This window comes from Shewanella sp. 1311 (genome assembly GCF_059338235.1).
On the sequence record NZ_CM181686.1, the window covers coordinates 1,273,172 to 1,298,474 of the forward strand.

The 25,303-nt window shown below is 47.4% G+C and carries 19 protein-coding genes; 11 read left to right on the top strand and 8 right to left on the bottom strand.

Annotated features, from left to right (window positions below; genetic code table 11):
- The first annotated feature begins 233 nt into the window (after window positions 1-233).
- The 3 genes from AC5YB3_RS05745 to AC5YB3_RS05755 all read left to right on the top strand — a co-directional run bounded on the left by AC5YB3_RS05745 (window position 234) and on the right by AC5YB3_RS05755 (window position 3,745).
- Entirely contained in the window at window positions 234-1,292 is a 1,059-nt protein-coding gene (locus tag AC5YB3_RS05745; protein ID WP_494526730.1) for a UDP-2,3-diacylglucosamine diphosphatase, read from the top strand.
- A gap of 130 nt (window positions 1,293-1,422) precedes the next feature.
- Entirely contained in the window at window positions 1,423-3,198 is a 1,776-nt protein-coding gene (olsF, locus tag AC5YB3_RS05750) for a bifunctional ornithine lipid synthase OlsF (protein ID WP_459178796.1), read from the top strand.
- A gap of 115 nt (window positions 3,199-3,313) precedes the next feature.
- Window positions 3,314-3,745: a CBS domain-containing protein gene (locus AC5YB3_RS05755; RefSeq protein ID WP_006082686.1), complete on the top strand. Its 432-nt coding sequence runs from the start codon at window positions 3,314-3,316 to the stop codon at window positions 3,743-3,745.
- 79 nt (window positions 3,746-3,824) lie between these two features.
- Here AC5YB3_RS05755 and AC5YB3_RS05760 read toward each other — a convergent pair whose 3' ends face one another.
- Window positions 3,825-5,177, bottom strand: a complete 1,353-nt coding sequence (locus AC5YB3_RS05760; RefSeq protein ID WP_063882613.1) for an NCS2 family permease — start codon at window positions 5,175-5,177, stop codon at window positions 3,825-3,827.
- Between the two features lie 525 nt (window positions 5,178-5,702).
- Here AC5YB3_RS05760 and torE point away from each other — a divergent pair.
- The 4 genes from torE (at window position 5,703) to torD (ending at window position 10,326) form a co-directional block, all read left to right on the top strand.
- Entirely contained in the window at window positions 5,703-5,879 is a 177-nt protein-coding gene (gene torE / locus AC5YB3_RS05765) for a trimethylamine N-oxide reductase system protein TorE (protein WP_006082688.1), read from the top strand.
- Between the two features lie 43 nt (window positions 5,880-5,922).
- The gene (torC, locus tag AC5YB3_RS05770; RefSeq protein WP_494526731.1) at window positions 5,923-7,101 is read left to right on the top strand and encodes a pentaheme c-type cytochrome TorC; all 1,179 of its coding nucleotides are present in this window, start codon (window positions 5,923-5,925) and stop codon (window positions 7,099-7,101) included.
- Window positions 7,102-7,116: 15 nt separating this feature from the next.
- Entirely contained in the window at window positions 7,117-9,606 is a 2,490-nt protein-coding gene (gene torA / locus AC5YB3_RS05775) for a trimethylamine-N-oxide reductase TorA (RefSeq protein WP_107404001.1), read from the top strand.
- Window positions 9,607-9,696: 90 nt separating this feature from the next.
- The gene (torD, locus tag AC5YB3_RS05780) at window positions 9,697-10,326 is read left to right on the top strand and encodes a molecular chaperone TorD (RefSeq protein WP_494526732.1); all 630 of its coding nucleotides are present in this window, start codon (window positions 9,697-9,699) and stop codon (window positions 10,324-10,326) included.
- Between the two features lie 61 nt (window positions 10,327-10,387).
- Here torD and torS read toward each other — a convergent pair whose 3' ends face one another.
- The gene (torS, locus tag AC5YB3_RS05785; protein ID WP_494526733.1) at window positions 10,388-13,480 is read right to left on the bottom strand and encodes a TMAO reductase system sensor histidine kinase/response regulator TorS; all 3,093 of its coding nucleotides are present in this window, start codon (window positions 13,478-13,480) and stop codon (window positions 10,388-10,390) included.
- Between the two features lie 58 nt (window positions 13,481-13,538).
- Here torS and torT point away from each other — a divergent pair, with 58 nt between their 5' ends.
- On the top strand, window positions 13,539-14,630 hold the full coding sequence (gene torT, locus AC5YB3_RS05790; RefSeq protein ID WP_226059606.1) for a TMAO reductase system periplasmic protein TorT: 1,092 nt from the start codon (window positions 13,539-13,541) through the stop codon (window positions 14,628-14,630).
- On the opposite strand, the gene torR is transcribed toward torT, so the two are convergent.
- Complete coding sequence (gene torR / locus AC5YB3_RS05795; protein WP_012587046.1) at window positions 14,614-15,324, bottom strand: two-component system response regulator TorR; 711 nt, start codon at window positions 15,322-15,324, stop codon at window positions 14,614-14,616. The two genes, torT and torR, sit on opposite strands and share 17 nt — an antisense overlap.
- A gap of 199 nt (window positions 15,325-15,523) precedes the next feature.
- Between torR and AC5YB3_RS05800 the strand changes: the two genes are divergently transcribed.
- Window positions 15,524-15,895: a PilZ domain-containing protein gene (locus AC5YB3_RS05800; RefSeq protein WP_006086924.1), complete on the top strand. Its 372-nt coding sequence runs from the start codon at window positions 15,524-15,526 to the stop codon at window positions 15,893-15,895.
- A gap of 167 nt (window positions 15,896-16,062) precedes the next feature.
- Here AC5YB3_RS05800 and radA read toward each other — a convergent pair whose 3' ends face one another.
- Entirely contained in the window at window positions 16,063-17,427 is a 1,365-nt protein-coding gene (gene radA / locus AC5YB3_RS05805) for a DNA repair protein RadA (RefSeq protein ID WP_006082696.1), read from the bottom strand.
- Between the two features lie 100 nt (window positions 17,428-17,527).
- Here radA and AC5YB3_RS05810 point away from each other — a divergent pair, with 100 nt between their 5' ends.
- The gene (locus AC5YB3_RS05810) at window positions 17,528-19,909 is read left to right on the top strand and encodes a PilZ domain-containing protein (RefSeq protein ID WP_006086925.1); all 2,382 of its coding nucleotides are present in this window, start codon (window positions 17,528-17,530) and stop codon (window positions 19,907-19,909) included.
- Here AC5YB3_RS05810 and AC5YB3_RS05815 read toward each other — a convergent pair.
- Both AC5YB3_RS05815 and serB read right to left on the bottom strand, forming a co-directional pair.
- Window positions 19,906-20,901, bottom strand: coding sequence for an alpha/beta fold hydrolase (locus tag AC5YB3_RS05815; protein WP_037391385.1), 996 nt, complete (start codon window positions 20,899-20,901; stop codon window positions 19,906-19,908). The genes AC5YB3_RS05810 and AC5YB3_RS05815 overlap by 4 nt on opposite strands.
- Before the next feature lie 128 nt (window positions 20,902-21,029).
- Window positions 21,030-22,010, bottom strand: coding sequence for a phosphoserine phosphatase SerB (serB, locus tag AC5YB3_RS05820; RefSeq protein ID WP_494526734.1), 981 nt, complete (start codon window positions 22,008-22,010; stop codon window positions 21,030-21,032).
- Window positions 22,011-22,089: 79 nt separating this feature from the next.
- Between serB and AC5YB3_RS05825 the strand changes: the two genes are divergently transcribed.
- Entirely contained in the window at window positions 22,090-23,124 is a 1,035-nt protein-coding gene (locus tag AC5YB3_RS05825) for a YtjB family periplasmic protein (protein WP_494527168.1), read from the top strand.
- A gap of 161 nt (window positions 23,125-23,285) precedes the next feature.
- Here the strand turns inward: AC5YB3_RS05825 and deoD are convergent, their stop codons facing one another.
- A complete protein-coding gene (gene deoD / locus AC5YB3_RS05830; RefSeq protein WP_006086929.1) occupies window positions 23,286-23,996 on the bottom strand; it encodes a purine-nucleoside phosphorylase in 711 nt (236 codons plus the stop codon).
- Window positions 23,997-24,087: 91 nt separating this feature from the next.
- The gene (locus AC5YB3_RS05835) at window positions 24,088-25,302 is read right to left on the bottom strand and encodes a phosphopentomutase (protein ID WP_494526735.1); all 1,215 of its coding nucleotides are present in this window, start codon (window positions 25,300-25,302) and stop codon (window positions 24,088-24,090) included.
- Window position 25,303 lies beyond the last annotated feature (1 nt).

Here is a 25,303-nt window from a genome sequence, read left to right on the forward strand (position 1 = left end):
GGGGAAACAATGACAATTCATGCTGCAAACTGACAACAAAGTTAACTTGCCTTGGGGCAGAAGTAAGTTAAATCAACCTATCGGCTCTAACAGTATCCTGATGTGAATCTTGGCAGGTTAAATCTAAGCTAAACCACCTTGTTGTCATCTGCATGTCACTTAAGCTTCATCATTCAGTCAAAGCACGTGACTACTCTCTAAGGCAGTCAACAGCCGCATAGGGTGAAAATCAGATGACTGGAGCCAACTACAAAGGGCTTGAGCGCACGCTTAGCCACATACTCAACCATCCCCACAATAAGCCATCCACTATTAACACCGTCTCCTTCTCAACGCCAACCATTTCCAGCTTAATCAATGCGACGAACAGCCACACCACCACAGTTAACGCCCTTTGGCTATCGGATATCCATTTAGGCTGTAAAGATTGCAAGGCCGACTACCTGCTCAGTTTGCTTGAAACCGCGCGTTGTCAGCACTTGTATCTAGTCGGTGACATAGTCGATTTATGGGCGCTGAAACGTAAGCTGCATTGGCCCGATAGCCACAATAAGGTGCTACAAAAATTCATTGAACTGGCACAAAACGGCACACAAGTGATTTATCTGCCGGGCAACCACGACGAACTGATCAAACCCTATGCCGAGCTAAGCCTGTGGAATATCAAAATTGCCCGCCAACATATTCACCACGGGATTGGCGGCCATAAATTGTTGATGCTCCACGGGGATCAGTTTGATGCCGATGTGTGTGTCGGTCGCTTCTACGCCATATTGGGCGACCATTTATATGACTTATTGCTGTTCCTTAATCGCAATCTCCACAGCCTTCGGGAACGCTTAGGTTATCCCTATTGGTCACTGGCAAGTTACATCAAATCCAAAGTGGGTAAGGCTCAAGCCGCTATCGGACATTATCGCCAAGCGGTGCTCAACTATGCCCAGCATTTCGATGTTGACGGCGTGATCTGCGGCCATATCCATCAGCCAGAACTCTCGACTCACCCCAGAGCAGCACAATACTGCACGCCCCAAAGTACGCCTGAGCAGCGGCAGATCATCTACGCCAACGACGGTGACTGGGTCGAAAACTGTAGCTTAATCACAGAAACCCTTAACGGTGAATTACAGCTGTGTCGCTGGAATGAACAAACGCTCAATCTCGATATTCTCAGCAGCATAGCGTTAGTGCAACAGCCGCCTGAGGCGCACAAAAACAAACAACAAAAAACGGCAGCGCAGCAAATGCCAAACACAAATACCGGCGAAACTCGCCCAAGGGATGTTGCCTAACACTATGAATCAAATAAATAACATGAATCATCAATCAGATAACGCTATGGAACACAATGACCAGACGCTAAACAGCAACCTTAACCATAATAACCATGCTGTGCAGCCACCAGCGCTTAAGGCGAAGAGCATGATTTTTACCGTTGATAATATGGTTGAACAAAATCTGCCTTCTATCAACGACAAACCTTGGCTCGCTAAACCCGCCAAGGCCATGCTGCGTTACCTGCTCAATGAAAAACAATGCAACGATATCGCCAATCAATATGCCTATTTACAGGGCGTGGACTTTGTCGAGCAAGTGCTGGCGAGTTTCGACTTTAGCTTTACCGTACCCGCCAATGAGATAGCAAATATTCCCTGTGAAGGCCGAGTGGTGATCTTCGCCAACCATCCCATAGGTTCACTCGATGGCTTAGCGCTGATCAAACTCATCAGCGAAATTCGCCCTGATATCAAAGTCGTCGCCAACGAACTCTTGATGGCGCTGGAACCGCTGCACTCAATCTTACTGCCAGTGCGCAATATGACGGGCGGCACACCGAAACAGCATTTAGAAAAAATCCACCAGCACCTGCGTAACGAAGGCGCTGTGCTGATTTTCCCGTCGGGCGAAGTTTCGCGCCTTCGCCCTAACGGCGTGCGAGATACTCAGTGGCACTCTGGCTTTTTAAAAATGGCGATTTCCTGCAATGCGCCCTTACTACCGATATTTTTAGATGCCAAAAACTCTGCGACCTTCTACGGCGCATCCATGATTTACAAGCCACTTGCCACACTGCTGTTGGTGAAGGAAATGTTCAAACAGGCCAAACGCAATATGCCGATCCGCATTGGCGAGCTTATTCCCAATGAAGCCGTGCGCTCGATGGACTTTCCGCTCAAGACCAAGATAAAACTGCTTAAAAATCACTTGTATCGTATCGGCAAAGATAAAGATCCGCTGTTTATTACCCAAAGTGCTATCGCCCACCCTGAATCGCGCCGCGAACTGCAAGCGGCGCTACAGCAATGCGAACTGCTCGGGGAAACGCAAGATAACAAGTTGATTTATCTATACCAGCACCACGACAGCAATCCCATCATGCGGGAAATTGGTCGCCTGAGGGAAATCGCCTTTCGCGCCGTGGGTGAGGGGTCGGGCAAACGCCGCGATATCGACAAATACGATTCCTACTACCAGCACTTAGTGCTGTGGGATAAAGAGCAATTTGAAATTGTCGGCGCCTACCGTTTTGCCAGTGGCGACAAAGTCTTAGAAAAATACGGCGAAAACGCCCTCTACAGCCAATCGCTGTTTCAATACGCCGACAGCTTTATGCCCTTCGTGAAGCAAGGTTTAGAGCTTGGCCGCAGTTTTGTACAGCCTAAATATTGGGGCAAACGCAGCTTAGATTATCTGTGGTTTGGCATAGGCGCTTATCTCGCCAAACACCCTGAATACCGTTACCTATTTGGCCCAGTGTCTATCAGCAATCAACTGCCCGGCAGTGCCAGAGAAATGCTCGTACACTTTTACTCGCGGGAATTTGCGCCTGCGCAGCAGATGGCGGTTTCCATGTCGCCCTTTGGTTTATCCAAATCCCAAAAAGCCAAGTTAGATGATTTGTATTTCTCCGAGGATTATCAGAGCAACTTCAAGCAACTCAAACAAGTACTCGCGAGTATGGGCGCCGCCGTGCCGACTCTTTATAAGCAATATGGTGAGCTGTGTAAGGCTGATGGTGTTAAGTTTCTCGCCTTTGGTATCGACGCCGACTTTGGCGATTGTATCGATGGCTTAGTGCTGGTGGACACCCACAAACTGAAAGGCAAAAAGTATCAACGCTACATAGGCGCGCACTTGCCCGAATCGGAGCGGATGCCAATCACAGCGGATGATGAGCCAGAGGTCCAAGATCTTTGAGTTAAAACTTTGTAATGGGTGTTGGCTAAACATGCACCACTCTGTTATAAGTAACTGTAATGCAGCGCATTAACAGAGCGCATCCTAGGATGCGCAAGCTTATCAGGGGATCATCATGCCGATCATTATCGCCGATATTATGAGTACCCGAGTCGTCACGGTTGAAATGGACGACCGATTAACTGTGGCGAAGGAAATCTTCGACCAAGCGAGCTTTCATCACTTGTTGGTCGTCGATGAGTATCAACTTGAAGGCGTGTTATCGGAGCGGGATCTGCTGCGTGCCATTAGCCCCAACTTGGGCAGTAGCGCCGAAACCGCAAGAGATTTAGAAACCCTGCAAAAACGTGTGCATCAAGTGATGACCCGTAATCCGGTTACCGTTGCGCCCCACATCAATTTAGACACGGCAACGCGTATTTTGTTAGACAATGATATAGGCTGCTTGCCGGTGTTAGAAGACGGTAAATTGGTTGGAATTGTCACTTGGAAAGACTTACTGCGGGCCTATTGTGAATACCGGGCACAAAATCAAAGCGAGTGCTAATCCTAAGACTGCACTCGCTTCTGTTTTCAGTGATGATCGAATGATTGAGCTTAACGAATTCTTAATAAATTAATGTCGCTTAAATCGCCCAACCACCCATATAAAACACCACTAAACCTAAGGTAATGGCGAGCACGCCTACTTTCAGTTTGCGCCATTCGCCGCTACAAATACGGCCGACAACCAGAGTCACGAAGCCCAGCATAATACCTGTGACGATATTACAACTTAAGATGATAAACACAGCGCAGGTTAAGCCTGCCATGGCATCGACTTTATCGTCAAAATCAAGTTTTGCTACGTTACTCAGCATCAACAAACCCACGTACATCAAAGCAGGTGCTGTCGCATAGGCTGGCACTAAATAGCTTAATGGCGCTAAAAACATCATCAATAAAAACAGTACGCCAACGATCGTCGCAGTTAAACCTGTCTTACCGCCCGCCGCAGTACCCGCCGCCGACTCGATATACACAGCCGCTGGTGCGCCGCCCACTAAACCCGCCACCATGCTGCTGACCGAGTCTGAGGTTAAGGCTCTGCCGCCGCCGACAATATTGTCGTCTTTATCGAGCAAATTCGCTTGGCCAGCCACAGCACGGATAGTGCCGGTCGCATCGAAAATTGCCGTCATCACTAACGCTAATACGATAGGCAATACCACAGGATTAAAGGCGCCCATGATATCAAGCTGACCAATCAGTGAATGCTCTGAGGTTAAATCAGGCAAGGCAAACAAACCTTGGTATTTCACGCTCGGATCGAACACTAAACCAAATACCGATAACGCGATAATCACCAACAGAATACCGCCAGGTACACCACGGCGCTCTAAACCAATAGTTGCCGCTAAACCTAGAATAGTAGCAATAACAGGTAGGCTGTTAATGTCGCCCAACTTCACCGGTAAGCCTGCGCTATTAGCCACAATCAATTGCACGCTGTTAGTCGCAATCAAGAGTAAAAACAAGCCGATACCTATGCCAGTACCGTGGGCAATGCCCTTAGGTAAATTAGCCAGCACCCACTGACGAATACCCGTCACGCTCACAAGCGTGAAAGTCACGCCCATTAGGAAAATCGCACCTAAGGTAACCGGAATCGACATGCCCTGACCGAGCACTAAGCTAAAGGCAGTAAAGGCGGTGAGCGAAATCGCGCAGCCAATCGCCATAGGTAAATTTGCCCATAAACCCATGAGCAAAGAACCAAATGAAGCAATTAAACAGGTGGCGATAAACACGGCACCAGGATCAAATCCCGCTTGGCCTAACATGTTTGGCACCACAATCACTGAGTAGACCATAGCGAGGAAAGTCGTCAATCCCGCAATCACTTCTTGGCGAACTGTGCTGCCACGTTGTTGAATAGAAAAATAACGGTCCAGAAACGAACCAGAGGGTACGGCTGTTGAACTCAATTGCTCAGACATAATGTTGTTATACCTTGTGATCTCTTAAAATGGGGTCGGTACCAATTACCCTAAAACGCAATTGGCGACGCTGGCTGCGGCAGATTAGAGCCCCAAATCCATCAGACTTGGGTGAGAGATCCACATCATTTTCCTACTGTGGGAAAAATCCATGATCTGCAAGCAGTGATGCTTCGCGATGATTAAAAAGCCATTAATCATGTAGACGCAGCCGTTGTTGGCCGCGGATGATACTGGAATCTCCCAAAGATAGCTAAGACATCACCTGCACTTCGATAAAAAATTAGCGGCAAAAGCCGAAATCAGTTGTTCAAAAAACCGCCCTACCCTCGGCAATAACTGCCCATTGAACTCACATTAATCACCACCAAAGTCTGCCAGAGCAGCGCTAAGTTTACGCCCTTAAAAAGTTTTCATAATCTTTCATATATTGTCAAACCCCATTCATCACAGCATGCAAGTCCATTCATATCTCCCCTCTATAGTACTCCTATCAAAAATCGCTTTCGATCGGAGTCGACCCCAATGACAAAGCCAAACATACAAACACCTACATCAGAGAAATCCACGCGCAAAAATGAATTAAAAGCGCTCGGGTTCATCATCTTTTTACTCTTCCCCGCGCTCACTATCGCAGGGATCAGTATTTACGGCTTCATCATTTGGATGATCCAAGCCTTCGGCGGCGTTGTCGGCCACTAATTTATATCTATTTAACATATAGTTACTTTTTGAGGACGCGATTATGAAGTGGTTAACCAACCTCTGGCGCACACTGAACAAACCCACCAAAGCGCTGACCTTAGGCGCCGTCAGCATCAGCGCTTTTATCATGGGTATCATCTTCTGGGGCGGATTTAACACTGCACTCGAAGCCACCAATACCGAAGCTTTTTGTATTAGCTGCCACAGTATGGAAAGCAAACCCTACCAAGAGCTGCAGGAAACTGTGCATTGGTCGAATCATTCTGGCGTTCGCGCCACCTGCCCCGATTGCCACGTGCCCCATAACTGGAGCCGTAAAATCGCCCGTAAGATGGAAGCCTCCCACGACGTATGGGGCTGGTTATTTAACACAGTCAACACCCCTGAAAAATTCGAAGCCAAACGCTTAGAAATGGCGAGCCGTGAATGGAAACGTTTCGACCGCGACAACTCCTTAGCCTGCAAAAACTGCCACAACTACAACTCGATGAAATGGGAAGCCATGTCACCGCTGGCACAAAAACAGATGAAACGCGCCGCAGAAATCGACCAAAGCTGTATCGATTGCCATAAAGGTATTGCCCACCACTTACCAGAAATGGGCACTGCCCGCGCACCAGAACTGATTGCAGAAGTCGGATCGGGTGTTAGCTCAGTTGAAACAAATCAAACTTACTATAGCGCCCTGACTAAACCCTTATTCTTCACTGATAAAGGCGATGTGGAAGCTGGCACGCTCAACGTAGCAACGAAAGTCAAAGTGCTCGAAACCCAAGGCAAACGCATCAAGATCGGCATCGATGGCTGGCGTAAAAAGATTGGTGCTGGCCGCGTGATCTACATGGACTTTGGCGTGAACATTCTGTCGGCACAGTTAACCAAAGACGCAGCCGAAACCGAAGGTGTGATCCAAACCTTTGAAGAAAAAGAAGATCCTATGACAGGCCTTAAATGGCAGCGTATCGAAGCAAAAATCTGGACCGATAAGGATTATCTGCTGACCGAGCTGCAACCACTTTGGGGTTATGCCCGCGATACCTTCCGCTCCAGCTGCAGTGTTTGCCATACCCAACCCGATGAGGCGCACTTTGACGCCAATACTTGGCCGGGAATGTTCCAAGGCATGTTGGCCTTCGTGAATATGGACCAAGACACCCAAGCGCTAGTGCAGAAATATCTGCAGGAACATTCGTCAACTTTTGTGAAAAAAGAGCACTAATTCGGGAGTAATACCATGAACAGAAGAGACTTTTTAAAGGGTATCGCCTCATCCTCTTTCGTTGTCTTAGGTGGCAGCTCAGTGTTAGCGCCCTTAAATGCCTTAGCCAAAGCGGGCATCAATGAAGATGAATGGCTAACCACAGGTTCACACTTCGGCGCCTTTAAAATGAAGCGCAAAAACGGCGTCATTGCCGAAGTGAAACCCTTCGACTTAGATAAGTATCCAACGGATATGATTAACGGCATCCGCGGCATGGTCTACAATCCATCGCGTGTACGTTACCCTATGGTGCGCTTAGATTTTTTACTCAAAGGTCATAAGAGTAATACCCATCAACGGGGTGATTTCCGCTTTGTTCGTGTAACGTGGGACAAGGCATTAACACTGTTTAAGCATTCATTAGATGAAGTCCAAACCCAATACGGTCCATCAGGTCTGCATGCGGGTCAAACCGGTTGGCGCGCCACGGGTCAACTGCATTCCAGCACGAGTCATATGCAACGCGCGGTGGGGATGCACGGCAACTATGTGAAGAAAATCGGCGACTACTCCACAGGTGCAGGCCAAACGATTCTGCCCTATGTGTTAGGTTCAACCGAAGTGTATGCCCAAGGCACTTCATGGCCGCTGATCTTAGAACACAGCGACACTATCGTGCTGTGGTCGAACGATCCGTACAAGAACCTGCAAGTGGGTTGGAATGCGGAAACCCATGAATCTTTTGCTTATCTTGCGCAGTTAAAAGAGAAAGTGAAGCAAGGCAAGATCCGCGTTATCAGTATCGACCCTGTGGTGACTAAGACCCAAGCCTATTTGGGCTGTGAGCAACTCTACGTTAACCCACAGACAGATGTGACCTTAATGCTGGCCATCGCCCACGAGATGATCAGCAAAAAGCTCTACGACGATAAATTTATCCAAGGCTACAGCTTAGGTTTTGAAGAGTTTGTGCCCTATGTGATGGGTACTAAAGATGGCGTAGCCAAAACCCCAGAATGGGCCGCGCCTATCTGTGGTGTTGAAGCCCATGTTATCCGCGATTTAGCCAAAACCTTAGTGAAGGGTCGCACTCAGTTCATGATGGGTTGGTGCATCCAGCGCCAGCAACACGGCGAACAACCCTATTGGATGGCGGCGGTACTGGCGACCATGATCGGCCAAATCGGGCTACCCGGTGGTGGCATCAGTTATGGTCACCACTACTCGAGTATCGGCGTGCCTTCATCGGGTGCCGCGGCGCCAGGTGCTTTCCCCCGTAACTTGGACGAAAATCAAAAGCCACTATTTGATAGCTCAGACTTCAAGGGCGCGAGTAGCACAATTCCGGTTGCCCGCTGGATTGATGCGATTCTCGAACCCGGTAAAACCATTGATGCTAACGGCTCGAAAGTGGTTTATCCCGATATCAAGATGATGATTTTCTCGGGTAATAATCCTTGGAACCATCACCAAGACAGAAACCGTATGAAGCAAGCCTTCCATAAGCTTGAGTGTGTGGTCACTGTTGATGTGAACTGGACGGCAACTTGCCGCTTCTCGGATATCGTACTGCCCGCTTGTACTACCTATGAGCGCAACGATATCGACGTGTACGGCGCTTATGCTAACCGCGGTATTTTAGCCATGCAAAAGATGGTTGAGCCACTGTTTGATAGCTTGTCGGATTTTGAAATTTTCACTCGCTTTGCCGCCGTACTCGGCAAAGAGAAAGAATACACCCGTAACATGGGCGAAATGGAGTGGTTAGAAACCCTCTATAACGAATGTAAAGCCGCCAACGCGGGCAAGTTTGAGATGCCTGACTTTGCGACTTTCTGGAAACAAGGTTATGTGCATTTTGGTGACGGTGAAGTCTGGACGCGCCATGCAGACTTTAGAAACGATCCTGAAATCAATCCACTAGGCACGCCTTCAGGTTTGATTGAAATCTTTAGCCGTAAGATTGATCAATTCGGTTACGATGACTGTAAAGGTCACCCAACTTGGATGGAGAAAACCGAGCGTAGCCATGGCGGCCCTGGCTCTGACAAGCATCCGATTTGGTTGCAGTCATGCCACCCAGACAAGCGCTTACACTCGCAAATGTGTGAGTCGCGAGAATACCGCGAGACCTACGCAGTCAATGGCCGTGAGCCTGTGTATATCAGCCCTGTCGACGCAAAAGCGCGCGGCATCAAAGATGGCGATATAGTGCGAGTCTTTAACGACCGTGGCCAACTGTTGGCAGGTGCTGTGATATCGGACAACTTCCCTACTGGTATTGTGCGGATTCACGAAGGCGCATGGTATGGGCCAGTAGGTAAAGATGGTAGCACTGAAGGTGGGGCAGAAGTCGGCGCCCTGTGCAGTTATGGCGATCCTAACACCCTCACTTTAGACATAGGCACCTCTAAACTTGCCCAAGCTTGCTCAGCCTATACTTGCTTAGTCGAGTTTGAGAAATACCAAGGCAAAGTGCCTAAGGTCAGCTCCTTCGATGGCCCTATCGAAGTCGAAATCTAACCTTAGAACCGAAACGCTGGATGCGCCGAACGCGGCGCGTCTCAGCATCCAATCTTAGCGCCAAAACTAGGGCGTGTTGAGGAATATACAATGAGTCAAGTCGATATCAACCACGCCAGAGCCTTGGTTTATCAGCTGTTATCATCACTGTTCGCCCGCGAAGTTGACGAGCAAAGACTTAAAGAACTCACCAGCGAAGCGGCGCAGCAATTCTGGGAACAGCTTAGCCTAGAGGCTAAGCTCACTCAGTCAGTGGATAAAATTCGCAGCACGCTCAATGGGATAAAAGATGATGAAGCGTTACTCGAACTCGCGGCGGATTACTGCGGCTTATTTCTCGTTGGTACCAAACACAGCGCTTCACCCTATGCTAGCCTGTATTTAAGTGGCGAAGATGAACCTCTGCTATTTGGTCAGCAACATCAGCAGATGAGTGAATTTTTACACCAGAGCAAACTGCAGGTGCAGAGTCATTTCCCTGAGCCCGCCGACCATTTGGCCGTAATGCTCGCCTATATGGCGCACTTATGTTGTCACAGTGAAGACAGTGTCCAATTAAGCTTTTTGCAAACCTGCGTCGACTCCTGGTTAGCAAAATTTATTAACCAACTCACTCAATGCGACAAAAACGGTTTTTATAGTGCCGTTGCCACACTCACCTTAGCGTGGGTTAAGCAAGATATCGCACAGCTTGAACCCGCTGTGGCGGTGATTAGCTAAACGTTCTAGAGCGACTTATCTTTAGACTAACGCTATCCAATAGGTTGATGAGCAGACGAGTTTACTCGTTTTGTATACCTAACCATTGGCTCAAGGCGGCAATGGATGCCTGCCTGCAAGACTCAAGGCGTTGAAATTCACTAAGCTCCAACGCGTTATTTGCACTGGCTTTATCTACACTGTCTTTATTTGCACTGGCTTTTAGCGCCAGCTCTAACTCCTTACATAATTTAGCTAACGCTATCAGCCCCATACTGGCACTGCTGCCCTTAAGCCCGTGCAGCAATTTGGCGACCTCTTCCTTGGGATTCGCTACCGAGAGCTTGGCAAGCTGTTCAAGGCTCGAATCGCTAAAAAGGTCAAACATAGACATCATAGCTTCGCTACCTAGTACGTCCTTATCCTGCGCTAACTGTTTGAGATCTAATAACGGCTCATCATCGACATCCGCTATTGTCGTTGTAATCTTAGCTTCCGTTGTGACTTGAGGCGGCGCAGATAACAGGTCATTCACGGTCGATGATGAAATGGATGCCGACAAGGGAGAAACCGCAACGCCAAGCCATTCTGTAAGGGTTTGTAGACTTAGAGGCTTAGCCAATACAGCATCAAATCCTACCTCGCGGTAATGCTGTAAATCCTCGCTCTGCATTTGGGCGGTAAAGGCGGCAAACTTCACATTAGGGTTGGCGATCAACATTTTTAACTGCGGCAATAAATCAATTCCAGAGCCATCACTGAGCTGAATATCCAGCATCACAGCATCGAAAACCACGCCGCTAGACTCAACAAATTCAAGCGCCTGCTGGCAGCTGATAGCAAGCACTGACTTGTGACCTAAGTGCGCTAAAAATCCCTGCGCCACCATAGCATTCACTTTATTGTCTTCTACCACCAGCACTTGGCGAGCTGGCACTAACACCCTCTCTTTTACCGCTTTGGCATAGGTCATATCGCATTCATTAAAGGCGAGTTCAAAACCAAACTCACTGCCTTTTCCTGGCTGACTTTTAACCCAAATCCCGCGGCCGCTAGCATCCATTAACTCAACCAATTGCTTACAAATGGCGAGCCCTAAACCCGTGCCGCGACTGCGACCTTGATTAGGTAAAGCACTGTAGGGCACAAAAAGTTTATCAAGTGCCGCAGGCACAATACCAACGCCCGTGTCCTGTACGACAAAGGACAATTGGGTGCCTTGCAGACCAACAGTTAGCGTCACGCAGCCCTCTTGCGTAAATTTAATGCCATTGCCGATTAAGTTGAACAATACTTGGCGCAACTTAGGCCCATCGATATTGATGCAGCTTGGTAACTTAGGCTTGTTCATTTTGAGGCTGAGCCCAGCTAAATTTGCACCCGCAACCATGATCGCCAGCACTTCATCGAGCAAAGTATTGATATCGGTTGGCCTTGGCTCGTGGGTGAGTTTCCCTTGTTCAAGGCGCGAAAAATCCAAAATATCGTTCAACACGGTTTGTAATAAAGTGCCGCTATATTGCGATAGCGCTAACATTTGCTGCTGCGCTGGCGGTAGATCACTGTGACCGAGCAAAGTTAATGTACCGAGTAAACCGTTGAGAGGCGTACGAATTTCGTGGCTCATGGTCGCAAGGAATTGGGATTTTGCCTGACTAGCCTCTTCAGCTATTTGCCTTGCTTTAGCATGGCCCTTGGCTTCGGCATCGAGGCGATTATTGGTATCGGCCAGCTCCTGCGTACGGGCAGCAACCGTTTGCTCCAACGCCTTTTTATGCTCGGTCAACTCATCTGCCACCTGACGTAAATCAGCCTGTAATTTAAGATTATGGGCAGTTTTACGCTTGAAGGCTTCAATAGCATTTGCCATCGCAGTCAGTTCATCATCACCGTGGGCCTCTAAACTCACGTCCGTGTCACCTAAGCTCAAGCGGGACATAGCCTCGGTCGCCTGATTTAACCTAAGGGCGATACCGCGATAAATGACTCGATAGATCACAAAGCCAATTACCACAAACATCAAGGCACCTGTGCCCCAAAGCCCAAGCCTAGCAAGGGACAATTGGTGTAGATAATCACTACGTGCTAATTCAGCCTGTTGTTGCTGTTGATTTAGGGCTCTATCCACCAGCGTATTAAGTCCATAGAGTTTTTCGGCTAACTCTTGCTGCTGACGCTGTTGCTGCTGCAGTGTTTGGCTTAATTCCCGCTGTAATTTAATGATTTGCGGTGTGTGCGCCAACACTGCTAATTCGGTTTTTAACGCCTGCAAACGCCCCGGATCGCGAATTATCTCGGGCACATTATCGAGTGCCATCAAATCGATATTAATGTCACTCGAAGCAAGCGCTGAATCCGTCTTATGGGCAAGCGCCCTGTCCATTGCCGTCGCCATCTCAGGCTCAGGAAGCGTAAAACTCGGGGAAGGATTCGTGCTTGCAAACGTCGCCAGCAAATTCGGCACACTTAATTGCAATTCTGACTGCAATTCGGAGGATTCAAATAACTGACTTAACAAGGCAATTTGATGAACTAACTTAAGGGCACGATTGAGTTGCTCTTGAATATCAAGTTCGCCCTCAATCACATCGTCGAGTAATCGGCCGCTGCGCTTCGCGCCTGCCATATCAGGATAGGCCTGACTCAACTTCGCCAAGATGGCAGAATTCACGACGGCGAGCTCAGATTGAAGTAATTCGGAGGCATGTCCTGCGGCGATGGACAAATCATGGGCCTTAAGCTGCAGTTCATCGCCCATGGTCAAACGCCTACCCACACTTTTGCCCAGTGAGGTTAATTGGCTGATGATTTGTTCGGCCAGCTGGTTAAGATTTTGGCCTTCGTTAACATCCAATATAGTTAAGGTTTTGATGCCATTAAACATATTGACACTTTCAAGGCTCAGTTTACGACCAATAAACTCCCGTTGACGCTCATCTTCTACCCGCCCTAACTGCTGCACACCATCGGACAAGGCATTAGAAGCTTGCACTAGCTGCCTCGCCGCTTGGGATGCGGGGAGTGACTCTTCGTACAAGTAACTATCGGCCTGTTTTAGCCAATGTAGACTCAAGCTACCTAAGCTAACAAGCAGCATCAGCAATACGCCTAACACACTGAAGGCGAGCATTAATCGACCGGTTAAACTGGTTCGCGATAAAGATAAAGGAGCCACACATCTTCCTTAAACTGTTACAATGCCATCCAAGATTATGCTTAGCGGATAATACGGGATGATGCGAAAATATTGGCAACGATTATTCACACTCGCCACATTTGGCCTCGTGTTTTCAGGCTATGCGACAAGTGAAAACCTCACTTGGCCATTAGAGCAGCGCACGCCATTCAATGTCAAAATCCAGCAATCCCAGACATTAAACTACTTACCGCTGACAAAAGCTCAAAAGCCTTGGCGGATCTGCGCCCTAGTACCACACCTTAAAGATGCCTACTGGATTGGCATTGATTATGGACTGATCCAACATGCCAAAACCCTTGGCGTCTCACTCGATCTCTTCGAAGCAGGCAGTTATTACCATAAAGATAAACAACTGGCACAGCTCCAAAGCTGTATGCAAGGCGACTATGATGCCATCTTGCTCGGCTCAGTCAGCCCAGATTTACTCGCCCAATTTACAACACCGCTCACTAAACCCGTGTTAGCCCTAGTCAATAAACTCAATAGCGACCGAGTCCAAACCCATATTGGCGTGAACTGGTATCAAATGGGGTTACTGGCGGGTAACTTCATCAAAGCCGATGCTGCAGCACAACATCCACATCAAACGGCAAATTTGGCACTCTTGGCCGGACCAGAAAACGTAGGTGGCACAGATTTAGTTGAGCAAGGTATACGTCAGGCGCTTGAAGGGAGCCAAGTCAAGATTAGTGCAATTCAGCACGCCGATAATAATCGCAATTTGTATCGTGACCAGTTGCAGATGCTGCTAAAAGCTCAGCAGCCGGATTATATTCTCGGCAGCGCAGTGGCGATTGAAGCCGCCATTAGTACTTTGAAACAAAAGGGATTAAGTAACAGAGTCAAGCTAGTAAGCAGTTACTTGTCCCCCGCTATTTTACGTGGGCTAAAACGGGAAAAAGTCATCTACAGCAATGATGATTTAGTCGTGTTACAGGGGAAACTCGCAATTGATGTCACAGTGAAACAACTCGAAGGCGCTAAGGCATTTGGCGATATAGGCCCAGCGATCATCAAGCGAACATCATCCTCTAACACTTTGTCCCAATTAGATTTCAGCCTAGCGGAAGCCGACTTTTACCCTCTGTACCAAGTGCGACCTAACTCCATTAATCGTCCACTTTAGCGGCAAATAAATAGCCTTCGCCATGAATAGTGACAAACAATTCAGTGTCGAGTTTATTGCGAAGACGGCGAATGATCACATCGATCGTTCTGTCATTGACATCCAGATTACGGTGGCTGGTTTGCTGCATTAAACGCTCGCGGGATAAGACTTGCTGCGGATGCAGGGCAAATGCTGCCAGTAGCTCGAATTCCGCTTTGGTGAGTTTGATCAACGCATCGCCATGGCGTAATTTGCGGCTGTTAAGTTCGAGTTGATAACCTTCGAAACTGATCACATCGTCCGGTTGAGATAATTCTTCGGCGACCGCCAACTCAGCTTGCTTCACAAGGGAAATCCGCCATAGAAGGTTTTTTACCCTAACCAGCAACTCCCTCAGTTCGAAAGGTTTAGTTACATAATCATCGGCGCCCATTTCGAGACCAACGATTTTGTCGATAGATTCATCCCGTCCAGACACCAGAATGATACCCACATGGGAGCGACTGCGCAGCTCACGGGTCAGGCTCAAACCATCGACACCGGGCAAATTGATATCTAGCATGATCAAATCGATATGTTGGCGATTAAATTCGTACCACATTTGCTCGCCATCGGCAGCTTCAACGACGCGATAACCTTCCTTTTCAAAATATCCCTTCAATCGCGCACGAATAACCGCTTCATCATCGACAACGAGCACACTATAAGTCATTTTCAATTTCTCTTATTTTACTTACGTGAATTATTCATACTTTTTCATATTTGCATATGCGTGAAAGGTTAAATATGCGATCTCGGTAGCTTTATTGAACAAAAAATTGCTCTGCTTTTACAGTCACATCAATATGACATATGCTTAGGGACACTGATGGGACTACACTTAGCTGACTATGAAAGAAAAAGGATTGGGTATGGACGAAAGGCGCAAGTTTTCGCGGATTCTATTTGCCACGAATGCACATCTACAACAAGGTGTTGCACAGTGGGAGACGACCATTCTCGATTTGAGTCTAAATGGCGCTTTGGTCGAAGAGCCGCAAAATTTTATCCACTCGGGTGATGCTATTACCCTCAGTTTTATCTTGCCCGAATCTGATATTGAGATCCGTATGGAAACTGAGTTGGTCCATCAAAAAAATGCCCAATTAGGCTTGAAGTGTAACTTCATCGACGTCGACAGCATCAGCCACCTAAAACGTATGGTGGAGCTTAACTTAGGTGATGCTTCCTTGCTGAATCGCGAACTTATGTTGTTTATCGAAAAACACAATATCGCAGATTAAGACACTCGCTCACAAACACAAACAGCGCCTAATGGCGCTGTTTTGCTTACTGGCGTTCATCTCGCTTGAGAGCGTTTAATGCTAGCTAGCATCTAAGTGTTAGCTAGCATCTAAGTGTTAGCTAGCGCCTAAATTTAGCTAGCCTCTCATTTTACTCGGCCTAATGACTAAATCGCTTCTAGCGCTTCAGATAACTTAGACACACCCACGACTTCCATCCCCGCAGGAGGCTTTTTCGGCACATTGGCCTTTGGCACGATGGCGCGCTTAAAACCATGTTTAGCGGCTTCGATTAATCGCTCTTGGCCATTAGGCACAGGACGAATTTCACCCGATAGCCCCACTTCACCAAAGGCTACTAAATCGCTGGGTAAAATATCCCCGCGAAAACTCGACACCATAGCAAGTAACAAGGTTAAGTCGGCACTGGTTTCTGTCACTTTCACGCCGCCCACCACGTTCACAAATACGTCCTGATCTGACATCTGTAAACCGCCGTGACGATGCATCACAGCAAGTAACATGGCTAAACGGTTAGCATCCATACCCACAGCCACGCGGCGCGGGTTAGACATGGCCGAGTTATCCACCAGCACCTGCAGCTCCACAAGTAGCGGCCGCGTACCTTCCCAAACCACCATAACAAGCGAGCCAGAAGATTCTTCTTCACCACGGGAAAGGAAAATTGCCGAAGGATTGGCGACTTCTTTTAAGCCGCGCTCTGTCATGGCAAATACACCTAACTCATTGATGGCGCCAAACCGGTTTTTGTGGGAACGCAAGGTGCGGTAACGACTATCACTATCGCCTTCGAACATCACTGAACAGTCAATACAATGCTCCAATACCTTAGGCCCTGCCAGACTGCCATCTTTGGTTACATGGCCGACCATAATCACGGCAATGCCATTTTCCTTCGCAAAACGCGTTAAGTAAGAAGCGGATTCGCGCACCTGCGACACACTACCTGGGCTCGATGCCACATCGCTCATGTGCATCACTTGAATCGAATCGACTACTATGACTTTGGGCAATTCTTTTAGGGCAACTTCGCAAATTTGCTCAACGCTGGTTTCAGACAACATCCGCAGTTTATTGGTTGGTAAACCAAGGCGATGGGCACGCATGGCCACTTGCTGCAAGGACTCTTCACCCGTGACATACAGTGCAGGCATTTGCTCTGCCAGATGACACAGAGTTTGCAATAAAAGCGTACTCTTACCCGCACCAGGATGTCCGCCAATCAAAATGGCTGAACCTGGCACTATCCCGCCACCGAGCACTCGGTCTAACTCCCCGAAATGGCTCAATATTCGTGGCAGAGCATTGAGATCGATTTGATCTAATGTCTTCACTTCATTACTGCTCGCACCGGCATAACCGACAAACTTAGTACTGCGCCCAGGAGAGGCCGCACCGAGCCTGACCTCAGTAATCGTATTCCATTCCTGACAAGCACTGCATTGCCCTTGCCAACGGGGGAAGTCTTGTCCACACTCATTACACACGTACGCTGTTTTATTCTTTGCCATAACTCATTAAAATCTGTATAAAATCAATTTAAGTAACGATGAATACTGCCGACATAAGACTAACAGTCCAATACAAAATAAGCATTAAAAAGAACCCTACATGAGTTTAGATAACCATAGTGCACTCATCGAACAGCTCAAGCCGTTACTCATGGAACCTAACTTCCAAGAGATTTTCCAGCAGCTGACGATAGATGAAACCAATTCGACCCGTTTTCTTGTGAAAATGGAATTGAGTCGTTTGGCTTCGCCTTGCACTCGAATTATCGATCTCAGGGATAAATCTGAGCTTACTTGTACTGAAGTCATGTTAGGCCAACAGCGACATTTTTTAGACGAGCCCGCTAAAAACAGTATGCATGAGGCCATGTCACTGTTTCGCAACCAATATACCTTAGGTGTGTATGAGTATGTGCTCAATGCTCACCAACAGCGTCGGGTAAAATTACGTCAAGGTGTGACTCAAGTTGAAGCCGCCGAACCTGAACCTTTTATGGTGCCCGGCGTGGTATTAGGCAGCTATTTCAACCGTGCCGAAGAACGGATGAATTACAGTATTCGCATTGCGGCATCACAAACGGGTCGCGGTGAAGTGCCAGGGATCACGGCAGATTTATCTATCGGCGGCGCCCGTATTCGTCTTGCAGCCAATCATCCCTTCGATCTCGACCAACCACTCAAAGTTAAGTTACTGGAACTCAGCGAAGAGTTTTACTATCCCGATCTCCAGCTAGGAGTGGATTATCAGATTGTCGATAGCCAAACCAATGGCGAATATATTTGGCTAAGACTCAAACGCCTTGGTGGCAGCGAAGCCTTAAGTGAAATGCTCGGCAATTTAATCCGCGGCTATAAACTGCGTTACAAGGTAGATGTCAATGATGTGATTGTGAGTGCAACAGGACTCGGATTTGAACGCCATTATTTACCCCACCTGCCTCACTTACCTTTGTATTTCAATACTCAAACCCAAGGTTTGAGTCACATGCTACTCAGCCGTGACAACCAACAGATAGTGCATTATTTTCAAGATGAGAATGATGTCAGCCAATTACCAGCCATGCTGACCCCAAGCCGAGTATCGGCATTGCTGAGTCATCCAGAAAATCCCGACCACGGGCTATTTTTTAGCTTTACCTATAATGCCCAAGGCTGCTTATATTTTTACTCTGCCACCTTAGCGGAGCTTAAAGCTAAGGGCATGATGCCTTTATTCCTAGGCTTTGCATCGACCAAACCTAGCTGGCGGATCTTTAAAGTAACCCAAGATAAAATTTATCATGATAAGGGCTATCGCCGCGCAACCCTGCCGGGCGATGAGGCTAAATTCAGCCCACTGGTTGAACAGCAGTTATCGCAGTTTAGTCATTTACTGCAGCTCATCGATATCAGTAATGAAGATGCCAGAGGGCATTACAAAGCCTGGCAAGACAACAGTAATGCCAATGCCCTTAAAACCTTTGGTCAACAACGATTAACCACCAATCAAATTAAGTTAGTTTCCATGCAATTTAGCGAGCGACGCCAAGAGGCTCGTTTCGCCTTTAAAACCTTAGTCAACGTGACGCAAGACAAGCTAAAAGCCACGGGCATTACTTTAGATATTTCTAGCCGTGGCATGCAATTAACCTTAGACAATCCGACAGAGTTCTCATCGAATAAACCGCTACTGTTAAGCTTCCCTAAACTACAAACCATTGCGGGTAAAACACAGTTAGATAATCTCCCTTACCGTTTAGTGCGCACCCGTAAGAATGGTGTAACACTGCATTTAACCGCAGTCATGGGCCATACACCCCATGTGGGGGTCGAGTTTTTAAATAAACTGATTGCCCATAATAAGGAAAAGTTAGAACAACTGACTGAGAACAATAGTGAAGCGAATGAACTTGCCGATGGTTTAAAAAATATTCTGATGCATGATTTGCATTCTGTGCCCTACTTTGTTGAAAAAACGACAAAATCGGCCCAAGTCGCGTGTTTAGGCGTAGGTACACAACAGGATGAGATCAGCGATATTTTTGCCGCAGGCACGTCAGATACTCTGCAATATAATTTAGCACCGCTGCTAAAGGATGGATTCTTTAAGCGGGATATCCTCGAACCTATTCGCCAGATGAAACCCCAGCAAGATATGGATTTCATTGAAGTGTTTGTCCAGTTGATACGTCAATCTCGTGGCAAAATCTTTTTGAAATGCACTTCAGCCACAGAAGTCGGTGATGTGGATGCTCAGATAACCTTTATCAATCAGAGCAAAGCGTTAGGCCGATTCCTCGCCCTACGCGTTTACCGAGGTGCGACTGAGAAGCCAGACATGAGTTATCTGCGTCGCGAATTGGAATACATTAATATTCATGCAAACCATAAAGCTAAACAATTAGAAGAACAGTTATGGCGGATAATTGGTGTCGGTGAACTGTTAGATATTACCCAAGAGGTTGAACTAAGATACCCTGCAATCCATAAAAAACAGTCTTAATTGTTTAATACCGCCAGATCAAAACTTAAATACCAATCCCTAATCTTAGGAAAATGATCACTGCTAGCATCTATATGCGTCAGCATATCGGCATGACCATAATCATGTTTAAAACCATTATCCTTAGAAAGAAGCGTTGATTTCACCCGTTTAAAGCCGCACTCTGCGACCATATCAGCCACATCTTCTGGATGCCCAAGCACAGTATCGCTCTGCCCTGAGATAAACCAAGCTAGAGGCCAATTAGCGAATGTTGCCGCTTTCGCATAATCAAATCCATCGTCGTGATCAATCCAATCACCCCGCACCCAATCAATACTTTGAACTAATGAGGCGCGGCTTTCATTGTCCATACCAATACGCAGCTTATCGGCAGCAAGATAACCTTGGCCCATTGCTAAGCCTGGCGCTAGACGATTCCAAAAGACATCGACCATCAACCATTTTTTGAAGGACTTAACCCGAATCGTCCGCTTGCTACCGAAAGTAAGCAGTGAACGAACGCTTTGTTGTAACTCAGGATAACGGGCCAGACTGCTCACCATTAACACCCCGCCCCATGAATGGGCGCACCAATGCACCTGCGAAGGCGCCACGGCTTTGCGATCATCTTGAGCCGCTTGTTCTTGACAAGCTTTTTGATGTAAATCGAGAATGGCCTGCTGCACTAAAGGTAATTGCTCACGGATCACTTCACCTTGTCCTAAGGTAAAATCGCGATCGATTTTCGGCAAGCTGAGCCCTCTGCCAGCGGTATCCAACACATACACCACAAATCCCGCCTTAGCCAAAAAACAACCTAGGCCACGGCCATTTTGGCTATAGAACACCCGACCATTAGACATGGCGCCATGGAGCATGAGAATAGGCGTTTTAGAAAAATCAGGCACCGACGGTAATAACTGCCGTAGATGCAGCTGTCCATCGCGGTATGGCAGGTAGATTGAAGACTGTGAAATGGGTGATGTTGAGCCTTGGGCGAGCTGAGTCAAAATAAGTCACTGGTAGTTTATCAATCTCCCTAAACTACCAGTTCATCGATAAAAGACAAGAGTCATTACTCTAACTCAGCCCTTACCTAGACTTTCATCTCGACTCAAATTTCAAATAAATGAATAACCTAGATTTGCAACAGATAAGGTAAAACGCGCAGGTCAAGATGGCGAATATTCGCATCCGCCGCGGCTGCCAGCTTAGGTTTGGCATGGAAAGCGATACCAAAATCCGCCGCCATCACCATAGGGATATCATTCGCGCCATCGCCGATAGCGACTCTTTGACCTTTTTGAATGTCCCACTGCTCACTGCAACACTCAACCACATCCGCTTTAAACTGCGCATCCACGACTTTACCCGTCACTTCACCCGCGAGTTTGCCATCAGTGATGACTAACTCATTAGCAAAGGCCGCATCTAGGCTTAGCAGCTGCTTTAAATGGCCCACAAAAGGGGTAAAACCGCCAGATGCCACCACTAAGCGCCAGCCATGGGATTTAAGCTCCAAAAGCATGGGCTCAAGCCCTGGCATTACAGGCAAGTTATCGCACAAAGTCGTGATAATACTGGCATCAGCGCCCTTAAGCTGCGCCACGCGCTGACGCAGACTCTGTTCAAAATCCAGCTCGCCTTGCATAGCACGTTCAGTAATCGCCGCCACGCGCTCGCCAACGCCCGCCATGGCCGCTAATTCATCAATGCATTCAATCTGAATCGCCGTGGAATCCATGTCCATCACTAATAAGCCGGGATGATTCAAGCGAGGCAAATCAACATGGAGCACATGCAGTTCAGCCAAAGACTGAGGGAACGCCGCTAACTGTGCCTGAGAAGGCACATTCACCAGCGCCAACTCGATGCAATGTAAGCCAACTTGGCGTTTGATATGGGCAATACCGATAACGTCAGACGAAGGCAATGCCGCAATCCAGGCCGATATCGCTGCCTGCGCTAACGTATCTTGATAGATAATCCGCAAACGCGAAACACCAGCGCGGTTTGCTGACTCTTGATAACGTTCAAACACTTGCCCTTGGCGTTCAAACCTTGGGGAATGGTCAGAGACTAACCACAAAAAAAGCGCATCTTGGTTCAAGCTTTCCATCGGACTTAAATTCTCCAACTATCGGGCTCACTCAGAATCAATTATGATTAGGCAAGCGCTCTACATTTTAAGGGTCAAAGTGTTATATCTTAAAGGGCTAAAGAAAAGCCATAAAATCAGTAGACTGATCCAAATTGCCGCCGCCTTCGCCTTGATATTCGGCTTAGTACAATTGTGGCAGACAAGCCTACTACAAGGTCAGCTGCTTCTAAAGTCCCAAACTCAAAAGATGGCCAGATTACTGGTACAGCAAACCGCTTATGGTGCAGCGCCCGCGCTACAACTGCAAAATGATGAGCAGTTGCAATGGCTCGCCAGTGCTTTAGTGGAAGATCCTAAGGTGATGTCTGCGGCTATCTTCAGCGACCAAGGCATGCGGTTATCTTTCGCCCAAAGTATCACTAAGGATGTTGTAGACCCTGACTCAGAAGAAATGAATTTGCTACTAAGCAAATATCCTCCCTATGTTGAGCCTGTGATCCAAGAAGGGAAAAATCTAGGTTATGTCGAAGTCAGGCTCGATACCAAGCTGTTTTTCAACGAAATCAAAGAAGCCCACAACTTAAACATGGAACAACAACAAATCATGCTGCTGGTTGCAGGCTTGATTGGTATGTTGCTTTCACGCTCTTTGTCTTTCAAACGCGCCGATTTTGACCGCCGCCGCTTTCGGGTTAAGTTGCGTCAAGCGCCGAAAAAACCTAAGAAACGATCCTCAACTGAAGAGCCATCAGAAAGTGTTAATGATGGTTTGGCGCAAGAGCTAACCAAAGATCAAGCGGTATCGACCACTGATAACCCACAAGAGAAAGCGACTAAGCCCACTAAGGCGCCAAAAGCAGTGACAAAGACTCGTGTTGATAAGCTCGCGCAGGAAAGCATGCAAACTAAAGCCGAAAAAACGTCAGAAAAATCATTGGAATTACAGGATAATACAGCAGTTGAAAACGCGGCAAACGATGCGGAACAAGCGGCACCTGTAAAGGTTAAACCTAAGGTTAAAAGTGTCCGTCAGGTAAAACACGCGGCTAAAGCAACAGCCGTTACGACCGAAACCTCGACGCCAAAAACACCCAGCGAGCCAAGCGATCTCGACACAGATTCAACCGGTTAATCTCTATATCAATAGATAGGAAGATAGGACAACTCATCTATTGATAGCTAGGTTCTAGATAAGCCATAAATAACAAAGTCGAATAGAAAAGCCGCTAAGAATTGGCATAAAAAAAGGGTCCGCAATGCGAACCCTTTTTCCAGTAGCACACTCTTACACAGTTACAGTGTAATCGCCGCTTCTAATGTCATGATGATCATGTCATTGAATGTGGTTTGACGTTCTTCTGCAGAAGTCTTTTCACCGGTGCGGATATGATCAGATACAGTCACAACGCACAGGGCACGCGCACCAAACTCATGGGCAACGCCGTACAAACCAGCCGCTTCCATTTCTACGCCTAATACACCCATCTTCTCCATCACGTCAAACATTTGTGGATCAGGAGTGTAGAACAGGTCCGCAGAGAAAATATTACCTACGCGAACTTTAGTGCCACGAACTTTCGCAGATTCGATAACCGCATTCATCAGCTCATAGTTAGCGATAGCAGCAAAATCTTGGCCTTTAAAACGTAAACGGTTAACCGCTGAGTCAGTACATGCACCCATACCGATGATCACGTCACGTACTTTAACGTCAGTGCTAATCGCACCACAAGTACCCACACGGATCAGGTTCTTAACGCCATAATCACGAATTAATTCAGTTGCATAGATAGAGCATGAAGGAATACCCATGCCAGAACCCATAACTGAAATACGCTTACCTTTGTAAGTACCAGTAAAACCTAGCATGTTTCGAACATCAGTCACTTGCTCAACATTTTCTAAGAATGTTTCAGCAATATATTTTGCACGTAATGGATCGCCTGGAAACAGCATTGTCTCAGCGAATGCGCCCTCTACAGCATTAATGTGTGGTGTTGCCATCGAAATAACCCCTGTTTATTTTATTAAGACTTAAGTCTTTGTTTACTGGCGGCAAATGTCAGCCGCCAAATCGAAATAAATGCTAATTTGCCTAAAGGAAAGATTCACCATAGGCCATAGGTTCGAGCTTAAAGTGGCTCGCAATAGACTGGCCGATATCGGCAAAGCTCTTACGACGCCCCAGAGAACCTGCTTTCAATCCAGCGCCAAAGGCTAATACTGGCACATATTCACGGGTATGATCCGTGCCTTGCCATGTTGGATCGCAACCGTGATCCGCCGTTAAAATCAGCAGATCGTCTTCACCCAATAATGCGAGCATTTCAGGCAAACGGGCATCGAAATATTCCAACCCTTTAGCGTAGCCTGCCACATCACGGCGATGACCATAGTGAGAGTCAAAATCCACGAAGTTAGTAAACACTATAGTGTTATCACCCGCAGATTTCACTTCGGCTAAGGTCGCATCGAAAAGCGCTTCTAAGCCGTTCGCCTTCACTTTTTTAGTGATACCGCAGTAAGCATAAATGTCGGCAATCTTGCCCACACTCACCACTTCACCGCCCGCTTCATTCAGCTTATCTAATACGGTTTTTGCAGGTGGCGCGAGCGAATAATCCTTACGATTGCCAGTACGGGCAAAGTCACTTGGGCCAGTACCATCAAATGGACGGGCAATAACGCGACCTATATTGTAAGGTTCTAACTCTTCACGGGTTATTTCGCAAAGACGATAAAGATTGTCTAAACCGAAGGTTTCTTCATGGCAGGCGATTTGAAACACAGAATCGGCTGAGGTATAGAAAATAGGCATGCCAGAGCGCATATGCTCTTCGCCTAACTCTTCTAAAATAGTTGTGCCAGAAGTATGACAATTACCTAAGAATCCATCCAGACCCGCACGGGCTAAAATCTTATCCGTCAGTTCTTTAGGGAAAGAATTTTGGTGCTCGCTAAAGTAGCCCCATTCGAATAGTACGGGCACGCCCGCCATCTCCCAGTGACCGCTCGGGGTATCTTTACCCGAACTTAACTCTTGAGCATGACCATAAGCACCAATCAGCTCAACATTGTCACCAAAACCTGGGGCAAAGGCGCCCGTACTTTCCATCGCCGCATGGCCTAAACCTAAGCGCGCTAAGTTAGGTAATTTCAGCGGACCTTCACGGCCAATATCGGCTTTGCCTTCAGCACATGCTTTAGCAATATGGCCAAAGGTATCGGAACCGACATCACCAAAGCTTGCTGCATCAGCAGAAGCACCGACTCCAAAGGAGTCCAACATCATAATAATGGTACGTTTCATA

Excerpts from the sequence above, each read along its gene's own strand:
- AC5YB3_RS05800 (WP_006086924.1), top strand. The coding sequence starts at position 15,524 with ATGGACGAAAGGCGCAAGTTTTCGCGGATTCTATTTGCCACGAATGCA.
- torR (WP_012587046.1), bottom strand. The coding sequence starts at position 15,324 with ATGACTTATAGTGTGCTCGTTGTCGATGATGAAGCGGTTATTCGTGCG.
- AC5YB3_RS05755 (WP_006082686.1), top strand. The coding sequence starts at position 3,314 with ATGCCGATCATTATCGCCGATATTATGAGTACCCGAGTCGTCACGGTT.
- serB (WP_494526734.1), bottom strand. The coding sequence starts at position 22,010 with ATGGAAAGCTTGAACCAAGATGCGCTTTTTTTGTGGTTAGTCTCTGAC.
- AC5YB3_RS05835 (WP_494526735.1), bottom strand. The coding sequence starts at position 25,302 with ATGAAACGTACCATTATTATGATGTTGGACTCCTTTGGAGTCGGTGCT.
- AC5YB3_RS05760 (WP_063882613.1), bottom strand. The coding sequence starts at position 5,177 with ATGTCTGAGCAATTGAGTTCAACAGCCGTACCCTCTGGTTCGTTTCTG.
- deoD (WP_006086929.1), bottom strand. The coding sequence starts at position 23,996 with ATGGCAACACCACACATTAATGCTGTAGAGGGCGCATTCGCTGAGACA.
- radA (WP_006082696.1), bottom strand. The coding sequence starts at position 17,427 with ATGGCAAAGAATAAAACAGCGTACGTGTGTAATGAGTGTGGACAAGAC.
- AC5YB3_RS05745 (WP_494526730.1), top strand. The coding sequence starts at position 234 with ATGACTGGAGCCAACTACAAAGGGCTTGAGCGCACGCTTAGCCACATA.
- AC5YB3_RS05810 (WP_006086925.1), top strand. The coding sequence starts at position 17,528 with ATGAGTTTAGATAACCATAGTGCACTCATCGAACAGCTCAAGCCGTTA.
- torA (WP_107404001.1), top strand. The coding sequence starts at position 7,117 with ATGAACAGAAGAGACTTTTTAAAGGGTATCGCCTCATCCTCTTTCGTT.
- torC (WP_494526731.1), top strand. The coding sequence starts at position 5,923 with ATGAAGTGGTTAACCAACCTCTGGCGCACACTGAACAAACCCACCAAA.
- olsF (WP_459178796.1), top strand. The coding sequence starts at position 1,423 with ATGATTTTTACCGTTGATAATATGGTTGAACAAAATCTGCCTTCTATC.
- torD (WP_494526732.1), top strand. The coding sequence starts at position 9,697 with ATGAGTCAAGTCGATATCAACCACGCCAGAGCCTTGGTTTATCAGCTG.
- torT (WP_226059606.1), top strand. The coding sequence starts at position 13,539 with ATGATGCGAAAATATTGGCAACGATTATTCACACTCGCCACATTTGGC.
- torE (WP_006082688.1), top strand. The coding sequence starts at position 5,703 with ATGACAAAGCCAAACATACAAACACCTACATCAGAGAAATCCACGCGC.